Raw genomic sequence first — 22,358 nt, forward strand, 5'->3', positions numbered from 1 at the left:
TATAACAGTTTCTTTGGTACTGTGCCATTACCTTCACCGACATAAAAGAGGTTATACATATACACTTTCGACATATATGCTTTCCCTGCTACCGCTTCATAGAATGCAAACTCTCCACGTTATCGGCTTACCACGTTCCAAGAATCCTATCTGTTCATTCACAATCCGTAGGTGATTCCTCTAGCCCTGTTAGCTGGATGATGCCTGTAACATCATAAGGTATTTCATAAAGACAAATTTTACTCTACCTCACTAACCCCGACATGCGGGACTATCCGTTTCGAATAGCTATATCTCTAGAGCCGTACATTCGGAATTTCGTCAATAGATGGCTGTGACATCTAATTTCTCACCATAGATTGTCTTGTAGAACCCCGGTCTATCAGCCATACCCCCTGCCTCCAGAGAGCTTTCCTCGTCTTTCTCGTTAGGATGACCTTCAACCGACTTCACCGAGCTTATAACCCTCAAGTGTTTTGCACCACCTGAACGCTATTCGGAGGATTAGGCGAGCCTTTCAGGGCGTTACCCCATCATTCGACTCTTCAGATTCTTAGTTCTCCTAGCATTACGCTAGTGTCTAACCTTTTCAGTTAGAAACGTGTCGCACTATCCTGATACTCATCTACATGAATATATTGAAACTTACGTTGATAGTATTCTAAAACTTCTGGTACTCTTTGAAATAGATGGATTGTCTGCATGATTAAATCATCGAAATCCAAGGCTTGGTTTTTGCGCAAGCGCCTTTGATACTCTGTATATACATCACTAACAATTTGTGAAAAGTAATCGCCTGCAGTCTTCGCAAATTCTTCTGGAGTAACAAGCTCATTCTTTGAAGAACTAATACTTGCTAGAATAGCACGGGGATCATATTTCTTCGGATCAATGTTTCGGTCTTTCAGGATGCCTTTAATAACAGACTGCTGATCTGTTGTATCCAATATCGTAAAGTTTCGGTTATAGCCAATTCGATCAATATCTTTTCTTAATATCCGCACACACATCGAGTGAAAGGTTGATATCCATATATCCTCACTTGCTCCGCCTAAAACAGCTGCTATTCTCTGACGCATTTCCTTCGCCGCTTTATTTGTAAACGTAATTGCTAAGATATTGTATGGATTAACCCCCTTTTCCACCATAAGATAGGCAATTCTCTGTGTTAAAACTCGGGTTTTCCCACTTCCTGCACCTGCCATAATTAATAAAGGACCCTCTGTCGCTTTAACAGCTTCCTTCTGTTCTGGATTTAATCCATTTAGTATTTTATCTGTTAAAAATTGCATCTTTTCACCACCATAAGAACATATATTCTATTTTAACCTAGCTTCATTGGTTATTCAACAATAACTCTTTTTTATTTCGACCGTTCGCAATGCGGCAGATATGTCTGTGTAAATTATATTTCCGACAACAATTACATCTGCATAATTTGCCATTTCCTCAGCCTGTTCGACTGTTTCAATACCTCCACCATAGAACAGAATGGTTTTACTTAATTGACTCTTTGCAGCTTTTACAATCGAAGGTTCTCCATATGCTCCGCTATATTCCAAATAAAAAATGGGCAAATGAAACATCTTTTCTGCCATTAAGGCATATGCTGCGATATCTTCTTCGGATAATTCTGTCTGGGCATTTGTTAATTCCGCTACTTTACAGTCTTTATTTAACACACAGTAGCCTTGAATCAAAAATTCATCCCAATCCATAAGCTCGCCATATTCCTTCACTGCTTCATGGTGAAGACCAGTTATCCATTTTGTATCCCTGCTATTTAAAACAGTAGGAATAAAATATAAATCAAATCCGGGTGAAACCGAATCTATTGTTGACACTTCTAATATACAAGGAACAGTATAGCGACGAACACGCGCCATTAGATTTAGGACATTATCTAATGTTATGCCATCCGTTCCTCCAATGATGATTGCATCTGTACCAGATTCACATAAACGATCTAGCGCTTCATCTGAAATTTCCTTATTCGGGTCTAATTTAAATACATGACGCCATTCGCGCACATCATACATGCAAACTTCCTCCATTCTAACCTTTACATCATTTCATTATAGCATTAGATATTCCATCAAAAAAGAAATCCTTCCGTTTAACTGCTTGTAAATATTTCTTGGTGATTAGAAAAGCGGAGGACACCCGTTTAGGAGCGTGTGAGGTGGACCAACCTTTCCTCAGATATAGGAAAAAACATGGTCAACTCTAGTGAACCGATGTTGACTTATCGTAAGGAAAGGTTGTGAAGCCCATCAGCTTCTAGGTGCCCGGAGCTGGACACCAAATCAACTTCATAAACTTATGCTTTCTTAACTCTTAAAAGGAATGGAGGAAACCCCTCTCTTTTCTATTGGACGAAAAGGAGGAAGCAATTGTTTCATTTCTCACATAGTAAATTAATCATTGTTTTCATCAAAAACTGTCTAGAATTCAAAAATAAAAGGGTTGTCCCGAAAAAGAAAATCGTTCAGATTTAGTCTTTTTTGGGACAATCCCTTTCGCAATCTTATTCTTCTATTTTAGTTGGATCTTCTTTCTTAATTCGTGCTAACGCTAATTCATATGCATCATTTCCATAATTCAGGCAGCGTTTAACGCGGGATATAGTTGCAGTGCTTGCACCTGTTTCTTTTTCAATTGTATGATACGTATTTCCTTCCCTTAGCATTCTTGCTACTTCTAACCGTTGGGAAAGGGATTGAATTTCATTGACTGTACATAAGTCATCAAAAAACTGATAGCATTCTTCCAATGATTCAAGGGAGAGAATGGATTCAAATAATTGATCCAACTCTCTTCCTCTTAATTTATCAATTTGCATAGGAAACCTCCATTTTTTATCCATTATTTTTATCAAAGGCAACATTTTTAATAATCAGCCTTACCAATAGTCAATCATTATTTCAACGTTACGGCGCTCTTTAGTCCAGGAGTCGAAGGGATTATATTAATCCACGTTTTCCCAGGTACAAAACCTACCTGTTTATCTCCTTTAAATGGGAGAAGTCTTCCTTCAACATTTTCCCAATGAACTTCCTGCCATTTTCCTTGCTGCAACAAATAGGCGTTGCCGCCAGATGTTAAATCAATTTCTTTTCTTCCTTTATTATCAATAACCTTATGACTAGTTTCAATTATAAACACATTATCTACTGCCACGGATGCATTTGTTTCATAATCAACTGTTTGTTCCCCATTAGAGAATCGAATATATTTCTGGATATCATCTTCATATAAAAACTGTGAATTAAAGCTTGGATTCGTACCATAATTAATACTGACAGAGGTTGCCTCTTCGCCCTCTATTTCCTCTAGTTCTTTTGTTTTTAAAAATTGTAATGGTTCTGGTGCTCCTGATAACGAATAATTATTCTCCTTTGCACCCTTCTCAATGTTGGCAAAGCTTATGTAAGAATTATGCGGAGCAACTCGATCAGAGGACCTTTTAAAGAGGGTTCCATCATACTCCATGCCGTTTAAATTATCAATATAACCGTTTGTAAGCAGTTTTTTTGCTTCTGGACTATAGCCATGTGCAATATACAAACTATTATAACCCTTTGCAAGCTCGATATAATAGTCTCGTGAACTACGGACAGGCCCAACTACTGTAGGCTTTGTACTTTGAAAAACCGCTAGAAACCGAGTAACTTCACCTTCTGCTAATACTTCATACACAATATCTGCATCTGTCAGTCCTGTTTGTGGTCTTGCATCAGGATGATTATTAACCATAACAGTAACTGCACGGTCTGTACTTTCTGTATTGCTAGGCAAACCAGTTAATGGATATAAAGTAGCAAGGTCTGTTAATCCCTCTTCTTCCTTAGCACCATTGCCGGTTTGATTACCATTATGTTTTCCTACATCCTTCGGTTCGCTGTTGCAGGCCGTTAAGGTAAGAAGCAGAAATAGAAAAACAAACCATCTTTTCTTCATAGTCCCCTCCTAGTAATCCATCAACATGATGTTAAATGGTCTGTGTCGTTTATAACATCTACTCCCTTTATGGGAGTAAATCCTTACTTATTTAATATATCAGAATATTCTAATTAAACAATAGAACTCTTTTATATTTTAACGCATTATCGCTGGAAAGAGTACACTTTTATTCATAACATCAAATAAACCTTTTTGCGTAATCCGAATATATGGCAAATGGGTGGAGGTGAAAAACACAATGGTATAGATAGGATCCTCATACTGGTAACCTCTATCTTTAATATACTGCAGTAATTCCTTCTCTTTTTTAATAAGCTCCTCCATTGGCATAGCAGCCATCATTCCTCTTAATGGCAATGGAATTTCAATGTCTACCTTTCCGTTTTTCACCAGAACAATGCCTCCACCTATCTCCTTTAAGCGATTAAATGCGGTTATCATATCAGCATGGCTTTTTCCTAATAAAACTATATCTCCATCTCCTGTATAAGAGCTAGCCATTCCGCCAATTTCCTTTGTAAATCCCTTCAATAAAGTGTTGATTCGCCATTCTCCCTCTCGATCTAAGAGCATAAAATAACATTCATCGTGTTCCTCTGTGAGAATTGCATCAGAAACGTTAATCGAGATGGAATATGGTTTGGTAATTACTGCATTCTCTAATCTTATTCCAAAGGGCATCGAAAATTGCATGTCAAGGCTATTTACATTCCATTTTATATCAAGGGGGGTTAAATTAAATTGCTCCCACTCAACCGATGGATAGGCTTCCTTTATTTCTTTACGATCTTTCTTCACCCAAATTCCTTTGGCTAACACAGAGACAGGCGTTGGATTATCTTTCGCCTTCAGTAAGTTGATATTCGCAACTCTCCCTGTTGCAATGTTGCCATGTAAATGTTCAATCCCATGAAAGTTAGCGATATTAATGGTTGCCATATTATAAGCATCTATTAATGGTACACCATGATCCATTGCTATTCGAATGAGCTGATCAATATGCCCATTTTCGTAAAAAGAGGACGGAGATCCGTCTGTAGTTAACATTAAACGATCATACTGATCAATTCCCAATTCTTTCATTTCCTTTAGCAATTTAGGCAAATCTGGTCGGATAGAAGAGTACCTAAGACTTACTTTATACCCTTGAAGCAAACGATTCAGCACCTCTTTCCCTGTCATTGCTTCATGATCACTATCTACTCCCAGAAGCATTAATTTTGCGAGCGTTTTCTCAGATGCTCCCGGAAAATGTCCCTCGATTCGCTTTCTCAGACGCTTTGTCTCCTGCATCCAGTGAAGCATCATATCATCACCGTCTAAAAGTTTCGGCCAGCCTGTTAATTCTCCACCTTGAATTACTGCATCATTCTCTATCCAACTTTTTACATTTCCATGGGAAAAAACTTGCTCTTCATCTTGTAGCTCTGTTTGTGCATCATATCTACTCCACCATAATATCGTAGATGGAATGTCCTTCATAAAGTTCAAAAAAGTAAACGCTTTCTTTTTTTCTAACTGCATAGCCAAAACAAGGTTATCATTCACATATGTAGTTGTACCAAATTGTGATGTATATTGGGCTAAGGTTAGGGGATTATATATTTGAAAAGGATGAGCATGTGGTTCTATATATCCTGGAACTAAAAAAAGTTCTGTGCAATCAACAATTTCTGCTTGATCTATTCGGATGGGCATGTCATTGCCCACATAAATGATTCTATCTTGATATATCCAGATATTTGCTATAAGCCACTTGCGTAATATCTGATTTAAATAAGTTGCATTTTTTAGAATGATTGTGGGGGATTTTTCACCATTCAAAATGGATACATGGTCACGCAAAACTTTGTTTTTCCATCGATATCGCTGAGCTAACACTACGCTTCCTCCCTTTTCATGGTCTGTCTCATGTATATAAAAAATGGAACGATTTCTCTTTGAATATATTAGGAATTGCTATGTAATTTCCTAAGATTAACATTATTTTACCATATAAAATATTAATTCATATTACTGTTTTGTTAAATTTATGTAGGAGGAACGAAACTTATGAATCCAAAACAAAATATAAGTTTAATTAATGCGCTTATTCGTATTACTTGTGGTTGTGCATTCCTTGCATGGAGCACGGCAAAAATGACGAAGAAGCCTTATCGACAATCATATTTTCTAATTGCATTGCTAGCTGGGATGAAAATCGCAGAAGGTATCGTCCGTTATTGTCCATTAGTTGCGCTTTATGGAAAAAAGGATGAAATGATGCCTAAATTCCAGCACAAACACACGCAAAATCAAAGCTCTCACAGTCCATCACCATCTTCCCACGATTCCGAGGCAAAAGATTCTTCTTCCTCTCATGGAGTTGCAGAAATGATGGAACAGTTTAGTCCAGAGAAAATATTTTCTCCAGACGATATGAAAAAATAAAACATTGCTATGGGCTATCCAATATATCGGATGGCCTTTATCTTGTTTATGTTTAGGAATGCCTTAAGGTGGTAAATGCAATAACATAAAATGAACGAAGGAGTTGATAAAATGGCAAATCCAAAAAATCCATTGGATCTATATTATAATGATGAATTTCCAAAACAATATCAGGAGCCTCCTGGTGTACAAGCTAAAATGGATCCCCAGCCTGATTGTGGGGAAACAAGCTATAAGGGCTCTGGAAGATTAAAAGGACGAAAATCATTAGTAACTGGTGGCGATTCTGGCATTGGTCGTGCAGCCGCCATTGCTTATGCCCGTGAAGGTGCTGATGTAGCCATTAATTACTTACCAGCTGAACAAGAAGATGCTGATGAAGTAAAGAAATTAATCGAAGCAGAGGGACAAAAGGCAGTGCTGATACCTGGAGACTTAAGTGATGAGAGCTTCTGTAAAGAATTAGTGGATAAAGCTTATCAGGAATTAGGTGGACTAGACGTATTAGCTTTAGTAGCCGGAAAACAACAGGCTGTTGATGATATTCTAGATTTATCAACAGAGCAGCTCCGAAAAACCTTTGAAGTAAACGTATTTTCTTTATATTGGGTAGTGAAAGCGGCACTTCCATACTTGCCAAAGGGAGCTTCTATTATCACAACCTCCTCTGTTCAAGGCTATAATCCAAGTCCAAACTTATTAGATTATGCCCCATCCAAATTCGCCATTAACGGCTTTACTCGAGGCCTTGCCAAACAATTGGCTTCTAAAGGAATCCGAGTAAATTCTGTTGCACCAGGCCCTATTTGGACAGCCTTACAAATTACAGGTGGACAGCCAAGTGAAGCTATTCCTTCATTCGGCCAGCAAGCACCTTTGAAACGTGCTGGACAGCCAGTTGAATTATCAAGTACTTATGTATTTCTGGCATCTGATGAATCTAGCTATGTTACTGCTCAAATATATGGTATTACCGGTGGGATTGAATTGGCTTAAGTTTAAATGGGGGAAGTGTCTCTGTTACCTAGAGGTTGGATTTTTTATGTTGTTGGGCTTAGAGACGACTCCTCTGTTACCTTGAAGGGCGCTTTTGCTTGATTTTGGGCTCAGAGACGACTCCTCTGTTACCTTGAAGGGCGCTTTTGCTTGATTTTGGGCTCAGATACGACTCCTCTGTTACCTTGAAGGGCGCTTTTGCTTGATTTTGGGCTCAGATACGACTCCTCTGTTACCTCGAAGGCGGCTTTTGCTTGATTTTGGGCTCAGATACGACTCCTCTGTTACCTCGAAGGCGGCTTTTGCTTGATTTTGGGCTTAGAGACGCTTCCTCTTCCTCTATTACCACACCATATACCATTAACAAAAGAATCCCCATATGCAATCATCGACTAAATCAATGCTACATACGGAGATTCCTTCTTATTTTATCGCTTTAAAGCCGATGTCATTTCGATAAAAAACGCCATCGCTCTCTAATTTCTCTAGCTCTTTATATACTTTATCCTGTGCATCTTTTAAAGTATGGCTCTTGGCAGCAATTAATAAAACTCGACCGCCATCAGTTGTAAATGCCCCTGCTTCATTTAAGTTCGTTCCAGCATGAAAAATAGAGACATCTTCCATTTTGTCTAAGCCATGGATAACAACGCCTTTTTCATATGCCTCCGGATAGCCTTTTGACGCAATAACTACTCCTAGCATATCCTCTTCATACCATTCAATAGTTGGAGTGTCTCCATTTAATACAGACAAAATAACTTCCACTAAATCGGACTTCATGCGCGGTAAGATAACTTGTGTTTCTGGATCACCTAGTCTTGCATTAAATTCGATTACCTTTGGCCCTTTATCTGTAGCGATTAAGCCAGCATATAAAATGCCTGTAAATGTTCTGCCTTCTGCTATCATCGCTTTTGCAGTTGGTTTGACTATTGTTTCAATTGCCGTTTGCACGATTTCTGGATCGATGTGTGGAACAGGAGAATAAGCTCCCATCCCCCCTGTATTTGGCCCTTTATCTCCATCAAAGGCACGTTTATGATCTTGGGCAATTTCCAAAGGTATTACCGTATCTCCATCCACAAAGGACATTAAAGAAAATTCTTCGCCAGCTAAAAATTCCTCAATAACGACTGTTGCAGAAGCACTTCCGAATTTTTCGCCAACAAGCATTTCCTGGATGCTCTCTAGTGCCTCTTCCATGTTCATTGCAACAGTTACACCTTTTCCTGCTGCTAATCCGTCTGCTTTAATAACAATTGGTGCACCTTTTTCCTCAATATACGCTTTCGCCGCCTTATAATCAGAAAAAGTTTGGTATTCTCCAGTTGGAATTTGATATTTCTTCATTAAGTCTTTAGCGAATGATTTGCTTCCTTCTATTTCAGCGGCACGTTGATTTGGGCCAAAAACTTTTAAGCCAGCAGCTTGAAACTGATCAACCACCCCAAGAAGTAACGGTACTTCTGGACCTACAATAGTTAAATCAATCTTTTGCGTTAAGGCAAAATCGACCAGTTTCGCTACCTCTGTTTCTTCTATCGCAATACGTTCTGCGACATCGGTCATTCCAACATTTCCTGGCGCCACAAAAACAGTGTCCACTTTTTCACTTTCCCTTACTTTTGTACAAATTGCATGCTCCCGACCACCGCGGCCAATAACGAGTACTTTCATTCTCTTATATCCCCCAAGCTTAAAGATATTAATGTTTGAAATGTCTTACTCCTGTTAATACCATTGCAATTCCATATTCATTTGCTTTTTTGATGGAATCTTCATCACGAATACTTCCACCTGTTTGAATAATCGCTGTAACTCCTGCTTTGGCAGCCGCTTCAACCGTATCATCCATTGGGAAAAATGCATCAGATGCTAACACTGCACCCACTGCTTTCTCACCAGCCTGTTCTAAGGCAATTTTTGCAGACCCGACGCGATTCATTTGGCCAGCACCAACCCCAAGTGTCATTTCTTTGTTATTCACTACAATTGCATTTGATTTAACATGCTTAACGATTTTCCAACCAAATTTAAGAGCTTCCCACTCTTCATCTGTAGGCTTCTTCTCTGTAGGAATGGTGATTGTTGCATCATCTAAAGAATAGCGATCAAAATCTTGTGTTAATAATCCACCTTCAATAGAAGTGAATTTCATTTCTTTGCTGCTACCTGTTTCAAAAGGAATCGTTAATAAACGAATATTTTTCTTTCCTTGTAAAATATCTAAAGCCTCTTGGGAATAAGAAGGGGCAATGACAATTTCCAAGAAAATTTCATGTAGTTTTTGAGCTGTCTCTGCATCTACTTCTCTATTTAACGCAATAATCCCACCGAAGATAGAAACTGGATCTGCTTCAAAAGCTTTTGTGAAAGCAGTAAAAATATCTTCTCCTGTTCCAACTCCACATGGATTACTATGCTTAATCGCAACTGCAGCAGGCTCTGCAAACTCTTTTACAATTTGGATTGCTGCATCTGCATCGTTGATATTGTTATAAGATAGTTCTTTTCCATGTAATTGAGTTGCATTAGCAATCGAGAAATCAGATCCAAGTGGTTTACGGTAAAATGCTGCCTTTTGATGTGGATTCTCTCCATAGCGCAAGGATTGCTTCAACTCATATGTAACTGTTAATTTTTCTGGTGTTTCTTCTTGCGTAAGCTCTGTCATATATTCTGCAATCATAGCATCATAAGCTGCTGTATGACGGAATACTTTTGCTGCAAGTCTTCGTCTCGTTTCAAACGATACTTCCTTATCTTGCTTTAATTCAGAAATAACGGTTTGATAATCAACAGGATCTACCACTACCGTTACATACTGGTGATTCTTTGCTGAAGCACGAAGCATTGTTGGTCCGCCGATATCTATATTTTCAATCGCATCTTCCACCGTTACATCTGGCTTAGCAATCGTTTGTTGGAAAGGATATAAATTAACACAAACGATTTGAATTGGGTCAATTTTATGCTCTTCTAATTGGGCAATATGGCTTGGCTCATTAAATTTCGCAAGCAACCCACCATGAATATACGGATTTAATGTTTTCACTCTTCCTTCTAGAATTTCAGGAAATCCAGTGACCTCGCTAACACTCATTACAGGAATCCCACTATCTTGAATTGCTTTTTTTGTTCCGCCTGTAGAAATTAACTCAAATCCTAATTCATGTAGCTCTTTTGCAAAATCTGTAATACCTGTTTTATCAGAAACACTAATTAACGCTCTTTTTTTCATCATTATTCCCCCTGATATTTCATGCCTGTTGATATCTTAAGTATGATGGTCTTTTTAGTTTATCTGTTCGTCTATTGATGGAATACTTCTTTTTTATGAAGTAAGTGTTGTATAACGCTTGGATAAAGTCGGTGCTCCAATGCTTGAATTTTTTCCTGAATGCTTTCTCTTGTTTCTTTGTCTGACAAAGTAATGGCCTCTTGGGCAATGATGGGGCCTGTATCCATTCCAGCGTCAACGTAATGAATCGTGATGCCTGTTTGCGAAACTTTAGCCTTTAATGCTTGGCCAATTGCGTCCTTGCCTGGAAAAGCTGGCAATAGCGACGGGTGAATATTGATAATTTTTCCAGAATAAGCTTGTAAAAGTGTTTCACCTATTAATCTCATATATCCTGCTAGAACAATTAAGTCAACTTCATTTGCTTTTAAATGCTTTAAAATCTCTCGTTCATAGTTTGCCTTTTCCTGATAATTCTTCGCTGCAAAAACAAAGGTAGGTATTTCTTCCTTCATCGCTCTATCAATAACAAAAGCTCCCGGTTTATCAGAGACTAATAGGGTAATAGAGGTATTTAGCTCCTCTCGTTTTACCGCATTTACTATTGCCTGAAAGTTTGAACCATTACCAGAAGCAAAAACAGCAATCCGCTTCATATACATTCCTCCAACACTATTTGAGGATGATATTTATTTCCCCGTCATCTGTTACTTTACCAATTGTATACGCCTTTTCCCCAATACGAGTAAAATGGTCAATTACTTGCTCCTCTTCTTCTTTGCTGACAGCAAGCACCATTCCAGTGCCCATATTAAAGATGTTATACATTTCTTTACGATCGATTTCACCAATTTGCTCCATTTTTTCAAAAACAGCTGGTACTTCCCAGTTTGATTCATCCAGTTCCATTCCGAAGCCTTCTGGAAGCATTCTTGGAATATTTTCGATAAAGCCGCCGCCAGTAATATGAGCAAGACCTTTAATCTCAAATTCCTTTAAAGCAGATAGCACTGATTTGACGTAAATTTTAGTCGGCTTGATCAATTCTTCTCCTAACGTACAACCGAATTCCTCGATATAATCAGATAGAGACATATTGGCTTTGTCAAAAAATAATTTTCGGACAAGAGAGTAGCCATTGCTATGAATTCCATTTGATGCTAGGCCAATCAATACATCTCCAGCTTGGATTTTTTCGCCAGTTACTAGCTTTTCTTTTTCACAAGCTCCGACAGCAAATCCTGCTAAATCATATTCTTCCTCATCATACATTCCTGGCATCTCAGCAGTTTCACCGCCAACTAAAGCACAGCCGGCTTGTTCACAGCCATCTGCAATTCCTTTGACAATCGCCTCGATTTTACTAGGGTCTGCTTTTCCACAAGCAATATAGTCAAGGAAATAGATAGGTTCTGCCCCTTGAACGACAATATCGTTCACACACATTGCCACAGCATCAATTCCAATTGTGTCATGCTTATCAAGCATAAAAGCAAGCATTAACTTTGTTCCTACTCCATCTGTCCCCGATACCAAAACAGGATTATTTAAATGAAGGACAGATAAATCGAACATGCCGCCAAATCCGCCTAATCCACCCATAACACCTGGACGAGTTGTTTTTTTCACATGCTTTTTCATTCTTGTCACTGCTTCATAGCCTGCCTCTATATTAACTCCTGCTTGTTTATAAGCTTCAGCCATTTTATGCCTCCTAAAATATCGAAAAGTCTAGTTTGATTCAGGTGGAAAAGCGACATTTATTCATGCCGCTTTTCTTTTATTTTTAACAGTTACAGAAGTATAATTTTTTTCATTCCATTTGGATCTTAGCTTCTTATCTTTATACTTTCTCGTATGGATGATCCGCGTTGGGATAAATTTCTGTTGGGTACCTACCAGTAAAGCAAGCAAGGCAATGTCCTCTATTTTCCCCATCATCTGTTCTGCCAATTGCATCAATCATTCCTTCTGTGCTTAGGAAGATAAGAGAGTCAGCTCCAATTAATTCACGAAGTTCTTCTACTGAATATTTCGATGCAATCAACTCTTCTTTTGTTGATGTATCAATTCCATAGAAGCAAGGATTTTTAATTGGTGGGGAACTGATTAGGACGTGCACTTCTGTTGCTCCTGCTTCTCTTAACATAGTCACAATACGTTTACTTGTTGTGCCACGAACGATTGAATCATCGACCATAATTACTCTTTTTCCTTCTACTACTCCGCGTACAGCAGAAAGCTTCATCTTAACACCTTGCTCACGAAGAGACTGGGAAGGCTGAATAAATGTTCGACCAACATAGCGATTTTTAATCAAACCAAGCTCATACGGAATACCAGTAGCTTCCGCATATCCGATTGCTGCTGAAATACTAGAATCCGGTACTCCAGTTACTACATCTGCTTCAATAGGTGCCTCGATTGCTAATCTTTTCCCAAGATTTTTACGAGCAGTATGCACATTGATTCCATTTATATTGCTATCCGGTCTAGAGAAATAAACATACTCCATTGTGCACATGGCAATATTAGAAGCGACAGAGAACATCTCTGAACGGAAGCCGTTGTCATCAATGATTAAAAGTTCGCCTGGTAAAATATCACGAACAAACTCCGCTCCGACTACGTCAAATGCACATGTTTCAGATGCAACAACATACGCATCTCCTAATTTTCCTAAAGAAAGGGGACGCATGCCATTTGGATCTAGGGCAACCATTAATTCTGTTTCCGTTAAGATAAGAAAAGCATACGCTCCTTTTATCATTGTCAGCGCATTTTTCACTCTTTCCTTAAATGCCGAAAAACCGCCTCTTCTAATTAAATGGGCAAGAACTTCTGTATCAGAGCTTGTTTGAAAAATACTTCCTTGTGCTTCAAGCTGGCTTTTTAAAGCTGTCGCATTTACCAAATTTCCGTTGTGGGCAAGTGCCATGCTTCCGCTTTGGAAATGGAACAGAAGAGGCTGGACATTTTCATATCCTCCGCCTCCTGCTGTTGCATAACGTACATGCCCAATTGCAGCTTTTCCAGACAATTCTTTAATTGCTTCTTGGGTAAAAATTTCGGAGACTAACCCTTCTCCTTTAATTCCTTTTAACTTTTCCCCATCTGTTGCTACAATACCAGTTCCTTCTTGGCCACGATGCTGTAGGCTATGCAGTCCATAATATGCTAATTGAGATGCATCCTCATGTCCCCAAACACCAAAAATGCCACATTCTTCGTTTAACCCTCTTATTTCAGCAAGCATGGAATTGCTCCTCTCCAGGCATCCATTAACGAATCAACCTGTTCATTTACTAGAATAGTTTCCCCTTGGCTTATGGTAAGAACGGCTGTATCTGTAACTTCTCCTACTAGTGTAGCAGGAACTAATTTTTCAAAAGTCTCTTTGTTTTCTGGTTTAATAGAAAGCAAGAAACGTGATTGTGATTCACTGAAAAGTGCTGTTACTGCATCTTCTTTAACATTAACTTTTGCTCCTAAGCCTTTTGAGCTAATTAAGCTTTCTGCAACAGCAACTGCCAAACCACCCTCAGCTAAATCATGAGCGGACTCAACAACGCCTGTGCGAATTGCTTCTAGAACTGCTTGTTGATAAGCTTTTTCCACTTCTAAGTCTAAGGAAGGTGCTTTTCCAGAAATAGATCCTTCTAGCATTTTTTGCAATTCACTTCCACCAAACTCTGCTTTTGTTTCTCCGAGCACATAGATTAAGTCCCCAGCTGCTTTAAAACTTTGTGTAGTGATATCTTTCGTATCTTTTACTAATCCAACCATTCCAATAACAGGAGTAGGGTAAATAGCTGTTCCATTCGTTTCGTTATATAAAGAGACATTCCCGCCGATTACTGGTGCATTTAATGCTAAGCAAGCTTCGCTAATTCCGTCTGCTGCTTTTTCAATTTGCCAGAAAATCTCCGGTTTCTCTGGATTTCCAAAATTCAAGTTGTCAGTAATAGCAAGTGGTTCTGCACCAGAACATACGATATTGCGAGCTGCTTCTGCTACTGCAATCTTGCCGCCTGTTTCTGGGTCTAAGTATAAGTATCTCGCATTACAGTCTGTTGTCATTGCTAAAGCTTTTTTCGTTCCGCGAATACGTACTACTGCTGCATCAGAACCTGGTGCAACTACTGTATTAGTACGAACCATATAGTCATATTGATCATAAACCCACTCTTTGCTTGCAATAGTAGGCTGCTTTAATAGATTAATAAGTGTTTCCCCATAGTTCTTTACAGTAGGAATATAGTTTTCCATCACTTGGAACTCCCGGTAATAAGCGGGTTCACTAGATGGCTTATGATAGACAGGTGCATCCTCTGCTAAAGCATCTGCTGGAACATTTGCTACTACTTCTCCCTTATGAAGAAGACGAAGCATTTTATCATCTGTTACAACACCAATTGCTACTGCCTCTAAATCATATTTATGGAAAAGATCTTTGATTTCCTGTTCTCTTCCTTTTTTCACAACAATCAACATACGTTCTTGTGATTCAGAAAGCATCATTTCATAGGCAGTCATTCCTGTTTCACGCTGTGGAACTAAGTCTAAATTCATTTCAATACCAGAACCTGCTTTACTTGCCATTTCTGCACTAGAGCTTGCCAGTCCTGCAGCACCCATATCTTGAATACCAACTAATGCATCTGATTGAATCAATTCAAGACACGCTTCAAGAAGAAGCTTTTCCATAAATGGATCTCCTACTTGAACAGCAGGACGCTTTTCATCGGAGTTCTCTGTTAATTCTTCAGAAGCAAATGTCGCACCATGAATACCGTCACGACCTGTTTTTGCACCAACATACATTACCGTATTACCAACACCGTGTGCCTGGCCTTTTTTAATATCCTCATGATTAATTAAACCAACACACATTGCATTAACAAGCGGGTTGCCTGCATAGGAATCATCAAAAGCAATTTCTCCGCCAACTGTCGGAATACCAATACAGTTACCATAGCCAGCAATTCCTGCAACTACTTCTTTAAATAGATATTTCGTACGTTCATTATCCAATTCTCCAAATCGTAAAGAGTTAAGAATAGCAATTGGTCTTGCCCCCATCGAGAATACATCACGGATAATTCCACCTACACCTGTTGCAGCTCCTTGATATGGTTCAATAGCTGATGGATGGTTATGGCTTTCGATTTTAAACGCTACCGCTTGGCCATCGCCGATATCTACAATCCCTGCACCCTCACCAGGTCCTTGTAATACTTGAGGTCCTGTTATCGGAAACTTCTTTAATACAGGCTTAGAGTTTTTATAACTACAATGTTCTGACCACATAACGGAAAATAACCCGATCTCTGTATAGTTAGGAAGGCGACCAAGAATTCCTTCTACCATCGCAAACTCTTCATCCGTCACACCCATTTGTTTGTAAATTTCTTCTGATTTAATTTGTTCTGGACTTGGCTCAAAGCTGAACGACATTTGCTTCCCTCCACTGACTAACGATTGATTTAAATATTTTCAGACCATCTGCTCCACCTAATAGCTCATCTACTGCTCTTTCTGGATGTGGCATCATGCCAAGGACATTTCCTTTTTCATTTGTGATTCCAGCAATATTTTCTAAACTTCCGTTTGGATTTGTACCATTATAAGTAAAGACAATTTGATTATTTGCTTTTAAGTTGGCTAATGTTTCTTCATCACAGTAGTAATTGCCTTCTCCGTGCGCAATCGGGACAGTGATTACTTCGTTTTCCTTATATGCAGAGGAGAACATCGTATTATTATTTGCTACCTGTAGTTCAACTGGCTTACAGATAAACATTAAACTTTCATTTCTTCTCATTGCACCAGGCAGTAAACCTGCTTCTAATAATATTTGGAATCCATTACATACACCAAGAACTGGTTTGCCTGCTTCTGCTGCTTTCACTACTTCTTTCATTACATTACTGAATCTTGCAATCGCTCCTGTACGAAGATAGTCACCATAAGAGAATCCTCCAGGTAGCAATATTCCGTCAAATCCTTCTAAACTATCTGTATCATGCCATACATATTCTACTTCTTCTCCAAGCTCATCCTTTACCGCATGGAACATATCAACATCACAATTGGATCCTGGAAATACGATTACTGCAAACTTCACTGTGCAACAACCTCCTCCACCTCATAGCGGTAATCCTCAATTACTGTATTAGCAAGTAGCTTTTCACACATTTCCTTCACTAGCTCATCTATATTTCTTTCTGATTTATCAATTGTTAACTCTAGGTATTTACCGATACGTACATCTTCTACTTCTTTATAATTTAACGAATGCAAAGATCCCTTCACTGCATTACCTTGTGGATCTAATACACTTTCTCTCAATGTGATATATACTTTAACCTTAAACATGTTGACTTCCCCCTAGTCTCGCTAAAATATTTTCGTATGCATCTGTTAGATTACCTAAATCACGACGGAATACATCCTTATCTAATTTCGCATTTGTCTCTTTATCCCAAAGTCGGCATGTATCTGGCGAAATTTCATCAGCAAGAAGAATATTTCCATCTTTGTCTTTTCCAAATTCTAATTTGAAATCCACTAAGTTAATTCCCAGTTCACCAAAAAATTTGCTTAATACTTCGTTTACTTCTAGTGCCTTTTTCTTTAAAAATGCAACTTCCTCTGTTGATGCAAGCTTTAATTCTTCGATATGGTCTTCCGTAATCATTGGATCCCCTAGTGCATCATCCTTGTAGTAAAATTCAACCAATGGCTTTGATAACGGATTGCCCTCTTCTATTCCTAATCTTTTTGAAAAACTTCCCGCTGCTAGATTACGAACAACTACTTCTAATGGGATAATATCCACTTTCTTTACAAGCTGTTCCGTTTCGGACAATTTTTCGACAAAATGTGATGGAATACCAAAGTCTTTTAACTTTAAGAATAGTAAACTAGTAATCTCATTGTTTAATCGACCTTTGCCTGTTATAGTCGCTTTCTTCTCACCATTAAAGGCAGTAGCGGAATCTTTATATTCCAGCCAAACAATATCCTCATCTGAAGTTTTATACACTCTTTTTGCTTTTCCTTCATACAATAAAGCTCTCTTTTCCATTTGAAGAGTCTCCTTATCAAAAAAATTAGGGATAAAACGAAAAATTCTTACTTGCGCTATCTTGCTTAAAATTCGGTATATTCAGTTTCAACTGTTTGTAGTAGAGCTGTCATTTTATGTGACAGCTCTTATTTTTTTATAATCCAAGACGATCAAAAATCGTATCAACATGTTTAATATGGAAGTGATAATCAAAGCAATCATCAATTTCTTCTTTTGTTAACTTAGAAGAAATTACTGCATCGCTATCTACTAGCTGACGGAACGGTACTTGCTTTTCCCAAGATTCCATTGCCCTAGGCTGTACAGTGTCATACGCTTCTTCTCTTGTAAGCCCCTTATCAATTAGCGCAAGTAATACTCGTTGTGAGTAAATTAAACCAAGCGTACGATCCATATTACGCTTCATGTTATCAGGGAATACAGTTAGGTTTTTCACGATATTGCTGAAACGGTTTAACATATAATTCAATGCAATCGTTGCATCTGGAATAATGATACGCTCTGCAGAAGAATGGGAAATATCTCTTTCATGCCATAATGGGACATTTTCATACGCTGTTAGCATATAACCACGAATAACACGTGCAAGACCTGCCATGTTTTCTGAACCGATTGGGTTACGTTTATGCGGCATAGCAGAAGACCCTTTTTGTCCTTTAGCGAAAAATTCTTCTACCTCTCTTGTTTCACTTTTTTGCAATCCACGAATTTCCACTGCGAATTTTTCAATAGAAGTAGCGATTAAAGCTAGAGTAGACATATAATCCGCATGACGATCACGTTGCAACGTTTGCGTAGAAATCGGTGCTGGTTTTAATCCTAATTCTTCACATACATATTGCTCCACAAAGGGATCAATATTAGCATAAGTTCCTACCGCACCGGAAATCTTGCCATATTCAATTCCTTCAGCTGCTGCTTTAAATCTTTCAAGGTTACGTTTCATTTCTTCATACCATAGGGCAAGCTTTAGGCCAAAAGTAGTTGGTTCAGCATGAACTCCATGTGTACGCCCCATCATAACGGTGTATTTATGTTCTTGTGCTTTATTCTTCAAAACTTCAATAAAGTTCTCTACATCTTTTAATATAATCTCATTTGCTTGTTTAATTAAGTATGAAAGTGCTGTATCAACAACATCTGTAGAAGTTAAACCATAATGTACCCATTTTCTTTCTTCTCCTAGTGTTTCAGATACTGCTCTTGTAAATGCTACAACATCATGTCTTGTATCTAGCTCAATTTCTTTAATGCGCTCGATATCAAACGAAGCATTTTCGCGGATCTTTTTAACATCTTCTGCTGGGATTTCACCAAGCTTCACCCAAGCTTCACATGCCAAAATTTCTACTTCTAACCATGCTTTAAAGCGATTTTCCTCTGTCCAAATGTTTCCCATTTCTGGTCTTGTGTAACGATCGATCATTGTTTATCCTCCGATTTTTTCTGTCTGCACATTCCATACGTTTGTATTCTCGATTTCATCTAATGCTATTTCAACAGATGAGCGAAGTAAGGTTGCATGCCCCATTTTCCTATTTTCCTTTGGTTCCAGTTTTCCATAAAGATGAATTTTCCAATCCTGTAAATCAGGAATCCTATCAATCATCTGTCCTTGATGTTGACCGAGAATATTAACCATGACAGCAGGTCTTAATAGTCTAGTGCTCGCTAACGGCCAATTACACACCGCACGGATATGCTGTTCAAACTGTGAAGTCTCGCACGCCTCAATTGTATAATGCCCAGAATTATGTGGTCTAGGAGCCAACTCATTAATATAAATCTCTTCGTCTTCTGTCAGGAACATTTCTACTGCTAGTGTTCCTACTAAATGTAGATTCTCAGCAAGCTTACTTGCTTTTTCAATCGCTAAGTCTTTTGCCACGTCGCTAATTCGAGCCGGAACGATTGATTCATGCAAAATATTATTAAGATGGATATTTTCACTAACTGGAAAAACAGTAGCCTCTCCCTTTCCACTTCTAGTGATAATAACCGATATTTCCTTATTAAAAGGAATCCATTTTTCTAATACACAAACTCCATTGTTTAAAAGCTTTTCCGCTTCTGTTATTTGACTGCTTTCTTTAATAACATATTGGCCTTTTCCATCATAACCTCCACGGGCTGTTTTTAAAACAGCTGGATAGCCTAATTGTGCTAAACCACTATAAATATCACTTGTTTTTTCAACAACTACATATGGAGCTATCTTAACTCCAGCTTGCTCTATTGCTTTTTTTTCCTTTACTCGATCCTGTGTAATTTCAAGAACAGCAGAACCTTGTGGAACGTTAGCATTATTGGTTAACCAATCTAGACAAGCTGCATCTATATTTTCAAATTCATAAGTTATTACATCACTTACTTCTGCTAATTTTTTTATAGCTGATAAACTATCATAGGCATCGATAATTTTATAATCAGCTACTTGCCCACAAGGAGAATCTTCGGTTGGATCTAATACTGCAATTCTAAACCCTTGTGCTTTTGCAGCGATTGCCATCATTCGTCCTAACTGACCGCCACCTATAATACCAATTGTTTGACCTGGCAGTATTACTTTATTAGACAAGCTCATCACTACTTTCCATTACTTCTTTTTTTGTTCTTTCTCTCATGGAAAAAAGTCTTTCTGCTAATTCTAAGTCTGTAGCACCTAGTATTTGGGCTGCAAGAAGTCCTGCATTCGTCGCACCAGCTTTACCAATTGCTACAGTAGCAACTGGCACTCCACCAGGCATTTGTACAATTGATAATAGAGAATCCAGTCCATTTAAAGCTCTTGATTGAACAGGAACTCCTATAACAGGCAAAGTTGTCTTAGCCGCAATCATGCCTGGAAGATGTGCCGCTCCACCTGCTCCGGCAATAATTACTTTCATTCCTCTATCTCTCGCGCTTTCGGCATATTCAAACATTAAGTCAGGAGTACGATGAGCAGAGACCACTTTTTTCTCGTAATCTACTTCCAGTTGATCTAATATTCCACACGCATGCTTCATTGTTTCCCAATCTGATTTACTCCCCATGATAACACCAACAGATGCGGTCATGTTCTCCCTCCTGATTCCATTTAAAAAGCCCTAGCCAGAACACTTTTCTACACTAAAAGAGAGAAAGTATCTGTCCAGAGCTTAAATAAACCTGAATAAAGTATACTCTACTTTTTTCAGCTCGTTTTCATTCACTTTCCCTCATAGTCCAGTATTTTACGGTTACCGGGTAGAAACTTATGGGCCATATTCCCATTATTATATGAGGGCTATTTAATTTATTTTATTTCCGTCTTTTTTAATTAACACTATACCATCTTAACAAGCATATTTATATATTGTCAACAGTAAATGTCGAACAATTAATATAAATATGATTTTATTGTTCGTGATTTAACCTTCTAGCTGTATTGCTTCAAAGATAATTTGTTGTGATACTGGCTCATAAGACATTTGACCATTCACCTTTATTTCCTTAAAAACCGGCTTTTCCATCCGTTTTATTGGCGTATAACCTTCCTTCTTCATTCTTTCTAGACAATCATTAATCGTCTCATTTATTTGTACTTCAAATCTTTTTTTCTTACTCATTAAACAATTTTCCTTTCTTAACACTTTTCACCCAGAATCCACCATAAATCGCTTTTGGCTCATATGCAATTATAAATGCTTTTGGGTCCAACTCTTTAATTGTCTGATATAATTTTAATTCATATTTTCGAGGAGTCAATATTTGCAAAGACATACGATCGCCTTCTAGCCCCTGTGCAGCCCAAGTTGTTACACCATATCCTTTAGTTCTTAAAGAATTAGGCAAATCTCTATCATATTCCTTTGTTATAACATTAACTGTTATATATCCTAAAGCTAGCTTCTCCTCAATTTTCATTCCAACAATTACTCCTATACCATATCCGATAGCATAGGCAACTAAGTTCTGAATTTGATCCAAATTATCCAAAACCAACCCTAAACCTATAACATAAATGACTACCTCTATCATGCTGATAAATGCAGCTAAATAACGTTGGCCCTTTAAAGTTAAAATCATTCGTATCGTGAAAAAAGAAACGTAGACAATATTGATTATGAGAATAATCAATACCATCGTAACACTATTTTCAAGCATGTATTTGCTCACTCCCATATGTATTTACTATTCCTATATTATACTTATAATTACCTAATAAGAAAGAAGTAAACAATTTTATATTCTTCAATAAAAGACAGATAAATCTGAAAATATATATAATAGAAGAAAGTCGGTTTTTTTTTGAAAAAACTCACTAATATTGTGGCTGATTTCTTCATTTATTTTAGTAAGGAGATATATAATTGTTAACTCCATTATTTGATGTTTAAGTACGAAGTAATAGGATGAATTAGCGAAATGAAGTAGCTATGTCCCCAATTTAATATATTGTCTAAAGTCACAAAGATATAATCTATTACTCATCACTAGTTAGCGCATCTGTTCTGATTTAGTATTTTATTTACGTAAAAAAAGACCTAAAAGCAATAAAGCTTTTAGGTCTTTTAGTGGCCTGGCGACGTCCTACTCTCACAGGGGGAGAACCCCCAACTACCATCGGCGCTTTAGAAGCTTAACTTCCGTGTTCGGTATGGGAACGGG

Annotated in this window: 20 protein-coding genes, 1 rRNA gene, 1 pseudogene and 1 riboswitch; of the genes and pseudogenes, 2 read left to right on the forward strand and 20 right to left on the reverse strand. The window is 38.0% G+C overall.

Annotated features, from left to right (window positions below; genetic code table 11):
* Nucleotides 1-608 precede the first annotated feature (608 nt).
* From ACTNDN_RS19240 to ACTNDN_RS19260, 5 genes and pseudogenes are all read right to left on the reverse strand, one after another.
* Nucleotides 609-1,292: pseudogene (locus ACTNDN_RS19240) on the reverse strand (UvrD-helicase domain-containing protein); the annotation flags it as partial.
* Nucleotides 1,293-1,346: 54 nt separating this feature from the next.
* Complete coding sequence (locus ACTNDN_RS19245; protein ID WP_441131831.1) at nucleotides 1,347-2,039, reverse strand: heptaprenylglyceryl phosphate synthase; 693 nt, start codon at nucleotides 2,037-2,039, stop codon at nucleotides 1,347-1,349.
* 488 nt (nucleotides 2,040-2,527) lie between these two features.
* Entirely contained in the window at nucleotides 2,528-2,842 is a 315-nt protein-coding gene (locus ACTNDN_RS19250; protein ID WP_031540068.1) for a YerC/YecD family TrpR-related protein, read from the reverse strand.
* A 77-nt stretch (nucleotides 2,843-2,919) separates the two neighbouring features.
* Nucleotides 2,920-3,960 carry a DUF3048 domain-containing protein gene (locus ACTNDN_RS19255; RefSeq protein WP_441131833.1) on the reverse strand — a complete coding sequence of 347 codons (1,041 nt, stop codon included), beginning with the start codon at nucleotides 3,958-3,960 and terminating at the stop codon, nucleotides 2,920-2,922.
* A 138-nt stretch (nucleotides 3,961-4,098) separates the two neighbouring features.
* Nucleotides 4,099-5,844 (reverse strand): adenine deaminase C-terminal domain-containing protein, encoded by a 1,746-nt coding sequence (locus ACTNDN_RS19260; RefSeq protein ID WP_441131835.1) that lies wholly within the window; start codon nucleotides 5,842-5,844, stop codon nucleotides 4,099-4,101.
* Between the two features lie 171 nt (nucleotides 5,845-6,015).
* Between ACTNDN_RS19260 and ACTNDN_RS19265 the strand changes: the two genes are divergently transcribed.
* Nucleotides 6,016-6,393: a YgaP-like transmembrane domain gene (locus ACTNDN_RS19265; protein WP_065429138.1), complete on the forward strand. Its 378-nt coding sequence runs from the start codon at nucleotides 6,016-6,018 to the stop codon at nucleotides 6,391-6,393.
* Between the two features lie 111 nt (nucleotides 6,394-6,504).
* Entirely contained in the window at nucleotides 6,505-7,389 is an 885-nt protein-coding gene (locus tag ACTNDN_RS19270; protein WP_441131836.1) for an SDR family oxidoreductase, read from the forward strand.
* A gap of 423 nt (nucleotides 7,390-7,812) precedes the next feature.
* Here ACTNDN_RS19270 and purD read toward each other — a convergent pair whose 3' ends face one another.
* The 15 genes from purD to rrf form a co-directional block, all read right to left on the reverse strand.
* The gene (purD, locus tag ACTNDN_RS19275; RefSeq protein WP_031539683.1) at nucleotides 7,813-9,069 is read right to left on the reverse strand and encodes a phosphoribosylamine--glycine ligase; all 1,257 of its coding nucleotides are present in this window, start codon (nucleotides 9,067-9,069) and stop codon (nucleotides 7,813-7,815) included.
* A gap of 28 nt (nucleotides 9,070-9,097) precedes the next feature.
* On the reverse strand, nucleotides 9,098-10,633 hold the full coding sequence (gene purH / locus ACTNDN_RS19280) for a bifunctional phosphoribosylaminoimidazolecarboxamide formyltransferase/IMP cyclohydrolase (protein WP_082169284.1): 1,536 nt from the start codon (nucleotides 10,631-10,633) through the stop codon (nucleotides 9,098-9,100).
* A gap of 71 nt (nucleotides 10,634-10,704) precedes the next feature.
* On the reverse strand, nucleotides 10,705-11,289 hold the full coding sequence (purN, locus tag ACTNDN_RS19285; protein WP_031539688.1) for a phosphoribosylglycinamide formyltransferase: 585 nt from the start codon (nucleotides 11,287-11,289) through the stop codon (nucleotides 10,705-10,707).
* Nucleotides 11,290-11,305: 16 nt separating this feature from the next.
* On the reverse strand, nucleotides 11,306-12,337 hold the full coding sequence (purM, locus tag ACTNDN_RS19290; RefSeq protein ID WP_031539691.1) for a phosphoribosylformylglycinamidine cyclo-ligase: 1,032 nt from the start codon (nucleotides 12,335-12,337) through the stop codon (nucleotides 11,306-11,308).
* Nucleotides 12,338-12,476: 139 nt separating this feature from the next.
* The gene (purF, locus tag ACTNDN_RS19295) at nucleotides 12,477-13,889 is read right to left on the reverse strand and encodes an amidophosphoribosyltransferase (RefSeq protein WP_048718351.1); all 1,413 of its coding nucleotides are present in this window, start codon (nucleotides 13,887-13,889) and stop codon (nucleotides 12,477-12,479) included.
* Nucleotides 13,874-16,090: a phosphoribosylformylglycinamidine synthase subunit PurL gene (purL, locus tag ACTNDN_RS19300; RefSeq protein WP_235252047.1), complete on the reverse strand. Its 2,217-nt coding sequence runs from the start codon at nucleotides 16,088-16,090 to the stop codon at nucleotides 13,874-13,876. The genes purF and purL overlap by 16 nt, the downstream gene beginning before the upstream one ends.
* A complete protein-coding gene (purQ, locus tag ACTNDN_RS19305) occupies nucleotides 16,074-16,760 on the reverse strand; it encodes a phosphoribosylformylglycinamidine synthase subunit PurQ (protein WP_235252046.1) in 687 nt (228 codons plus the stop codon). The genes purL and purQ overlap by 17 nt, the downstream gene beginning before the upstream one ends.
* Nucleotides 16,757-17,011: a phosphoribosylformylglycinamidine synthase subunit PurS gene (gene purS, locus ACTNDN_RS19310; protein WP_016205034.1), complete on the reverse strand. Its 255-nt coding sequence runs from the start codon at nucleotides 17,009-17,011 to the stop codon at nucleotides 16,757-16,759. Before purS ends, purQ begins: the two co-directional genes overlap by 4 nt.
* Nucleotides 17,004-17,723, reverse strand: coding sequence for a phosphoribosylaminoimidazolesuccinocarboxamide synthase (gene purC / locus ACTNDN_RS19315; RefSeq protein WP_235252045.1), 720 nt, complete (start codon nucleotides 17,721-17,723; stop codon nucleotides 17,004-17,006). The genes purS and purC overlap by 8 nt, the downstream gene beginning before the upstream one ends.
* A 136-nt stretch (nucleotides 17,724-17,859) precedes the next feature.
* Nucleotides 17,860-19,152 (reverse strand): adenylosuccinate lyase, encoded by a 1,293-nt coding sequence (purB, locus tag ACTNDN_RS19320; RefSeq protein ID WP_048718358.1) that lies wholly within the window; start codon nucleotides 19,150-19,152, stop codon nucleotides 17,860-17,862.
* A 3-nt stretch (nucleotides 19,153-19,155) separates the two neighbouring features.
* Nucleotides 19,156-20,310 (reverse strand): 5-(carboxyamino)imidazole ribonucleotide synthase, encoded by a 1,155-nt coding sequence (gene purK / locus ACTNDN_RS19325; protein WP_192840952.1) that lies wholly within the window; start codon nucleotides 20,308-20,310, stop codon nucleotides 19,156-19,158.
* A complete protein-coding gene (purE, locus tag ACTNDN_RS19330; protein ID WP_048718360.1) occupies nucleotides 20,297-20,785 on the reverse strand; it encodes a 5-(carboxyamino)imidazole ribonucleotide mutase in 489 nt (162 codons plus the stop codon). The genes purK and purE overlap by 14 nt, the downstream gene beginning before the upstream one ends.
* A 124-nt stretch (nucleotides 20,786-20,909) precedes the next feature.
* Nucleotides 20,910-21,011: riboswitch (purine riboswitch) on the reverse strand.
* A 107-nt stretch (nucleotides 21,012-21,118) separates the two neighbouring features.
* Nucleotides 21,119-21,316 (reverse strand): NETI motif-containing protein, encoded by a 198-nt coding sequence (locus tag ACTNDN_RS19335; RefSeq protein ID WP_048718362.1) that lies wholly within the window; start codon nucleotides 21,314-21,316, stop codon nucleotides 21,119-21,121.
* Nucleotides 21,309-21,854, reverse strand: coding sequence for a DUF2179 domain-containing protein (locus ACTNDN_RS19340; protein ID WP_048718364.1), 546 nt, complete (start codon nucleotides 21,852-21,854; stop codon nucleotides 21,309-21,311). Before ACTNDN_RS19340 ends, ACTNDN_RS19335 begins: the two co-directional genes overlap by 8 nt.
* 413 nt (nucleotides 21,855-22,267) lie before the next feature.
* A 5S ribosomal RNA gene (gene rrf / locus ACTNDN_RS19345) occupies nucleotides 22,268-22,358 on the reverse strand; the annotation flags it as partial.

This window comes from Niallia sp. HCP3S3_B10 (assembly GCF_052064465.1).
Taxonomy (GTDB): Bacteria; Bacillota; Bacilli; order Bacillales; family Cytobacillaceae; genus Niallia; species Niallia hominis.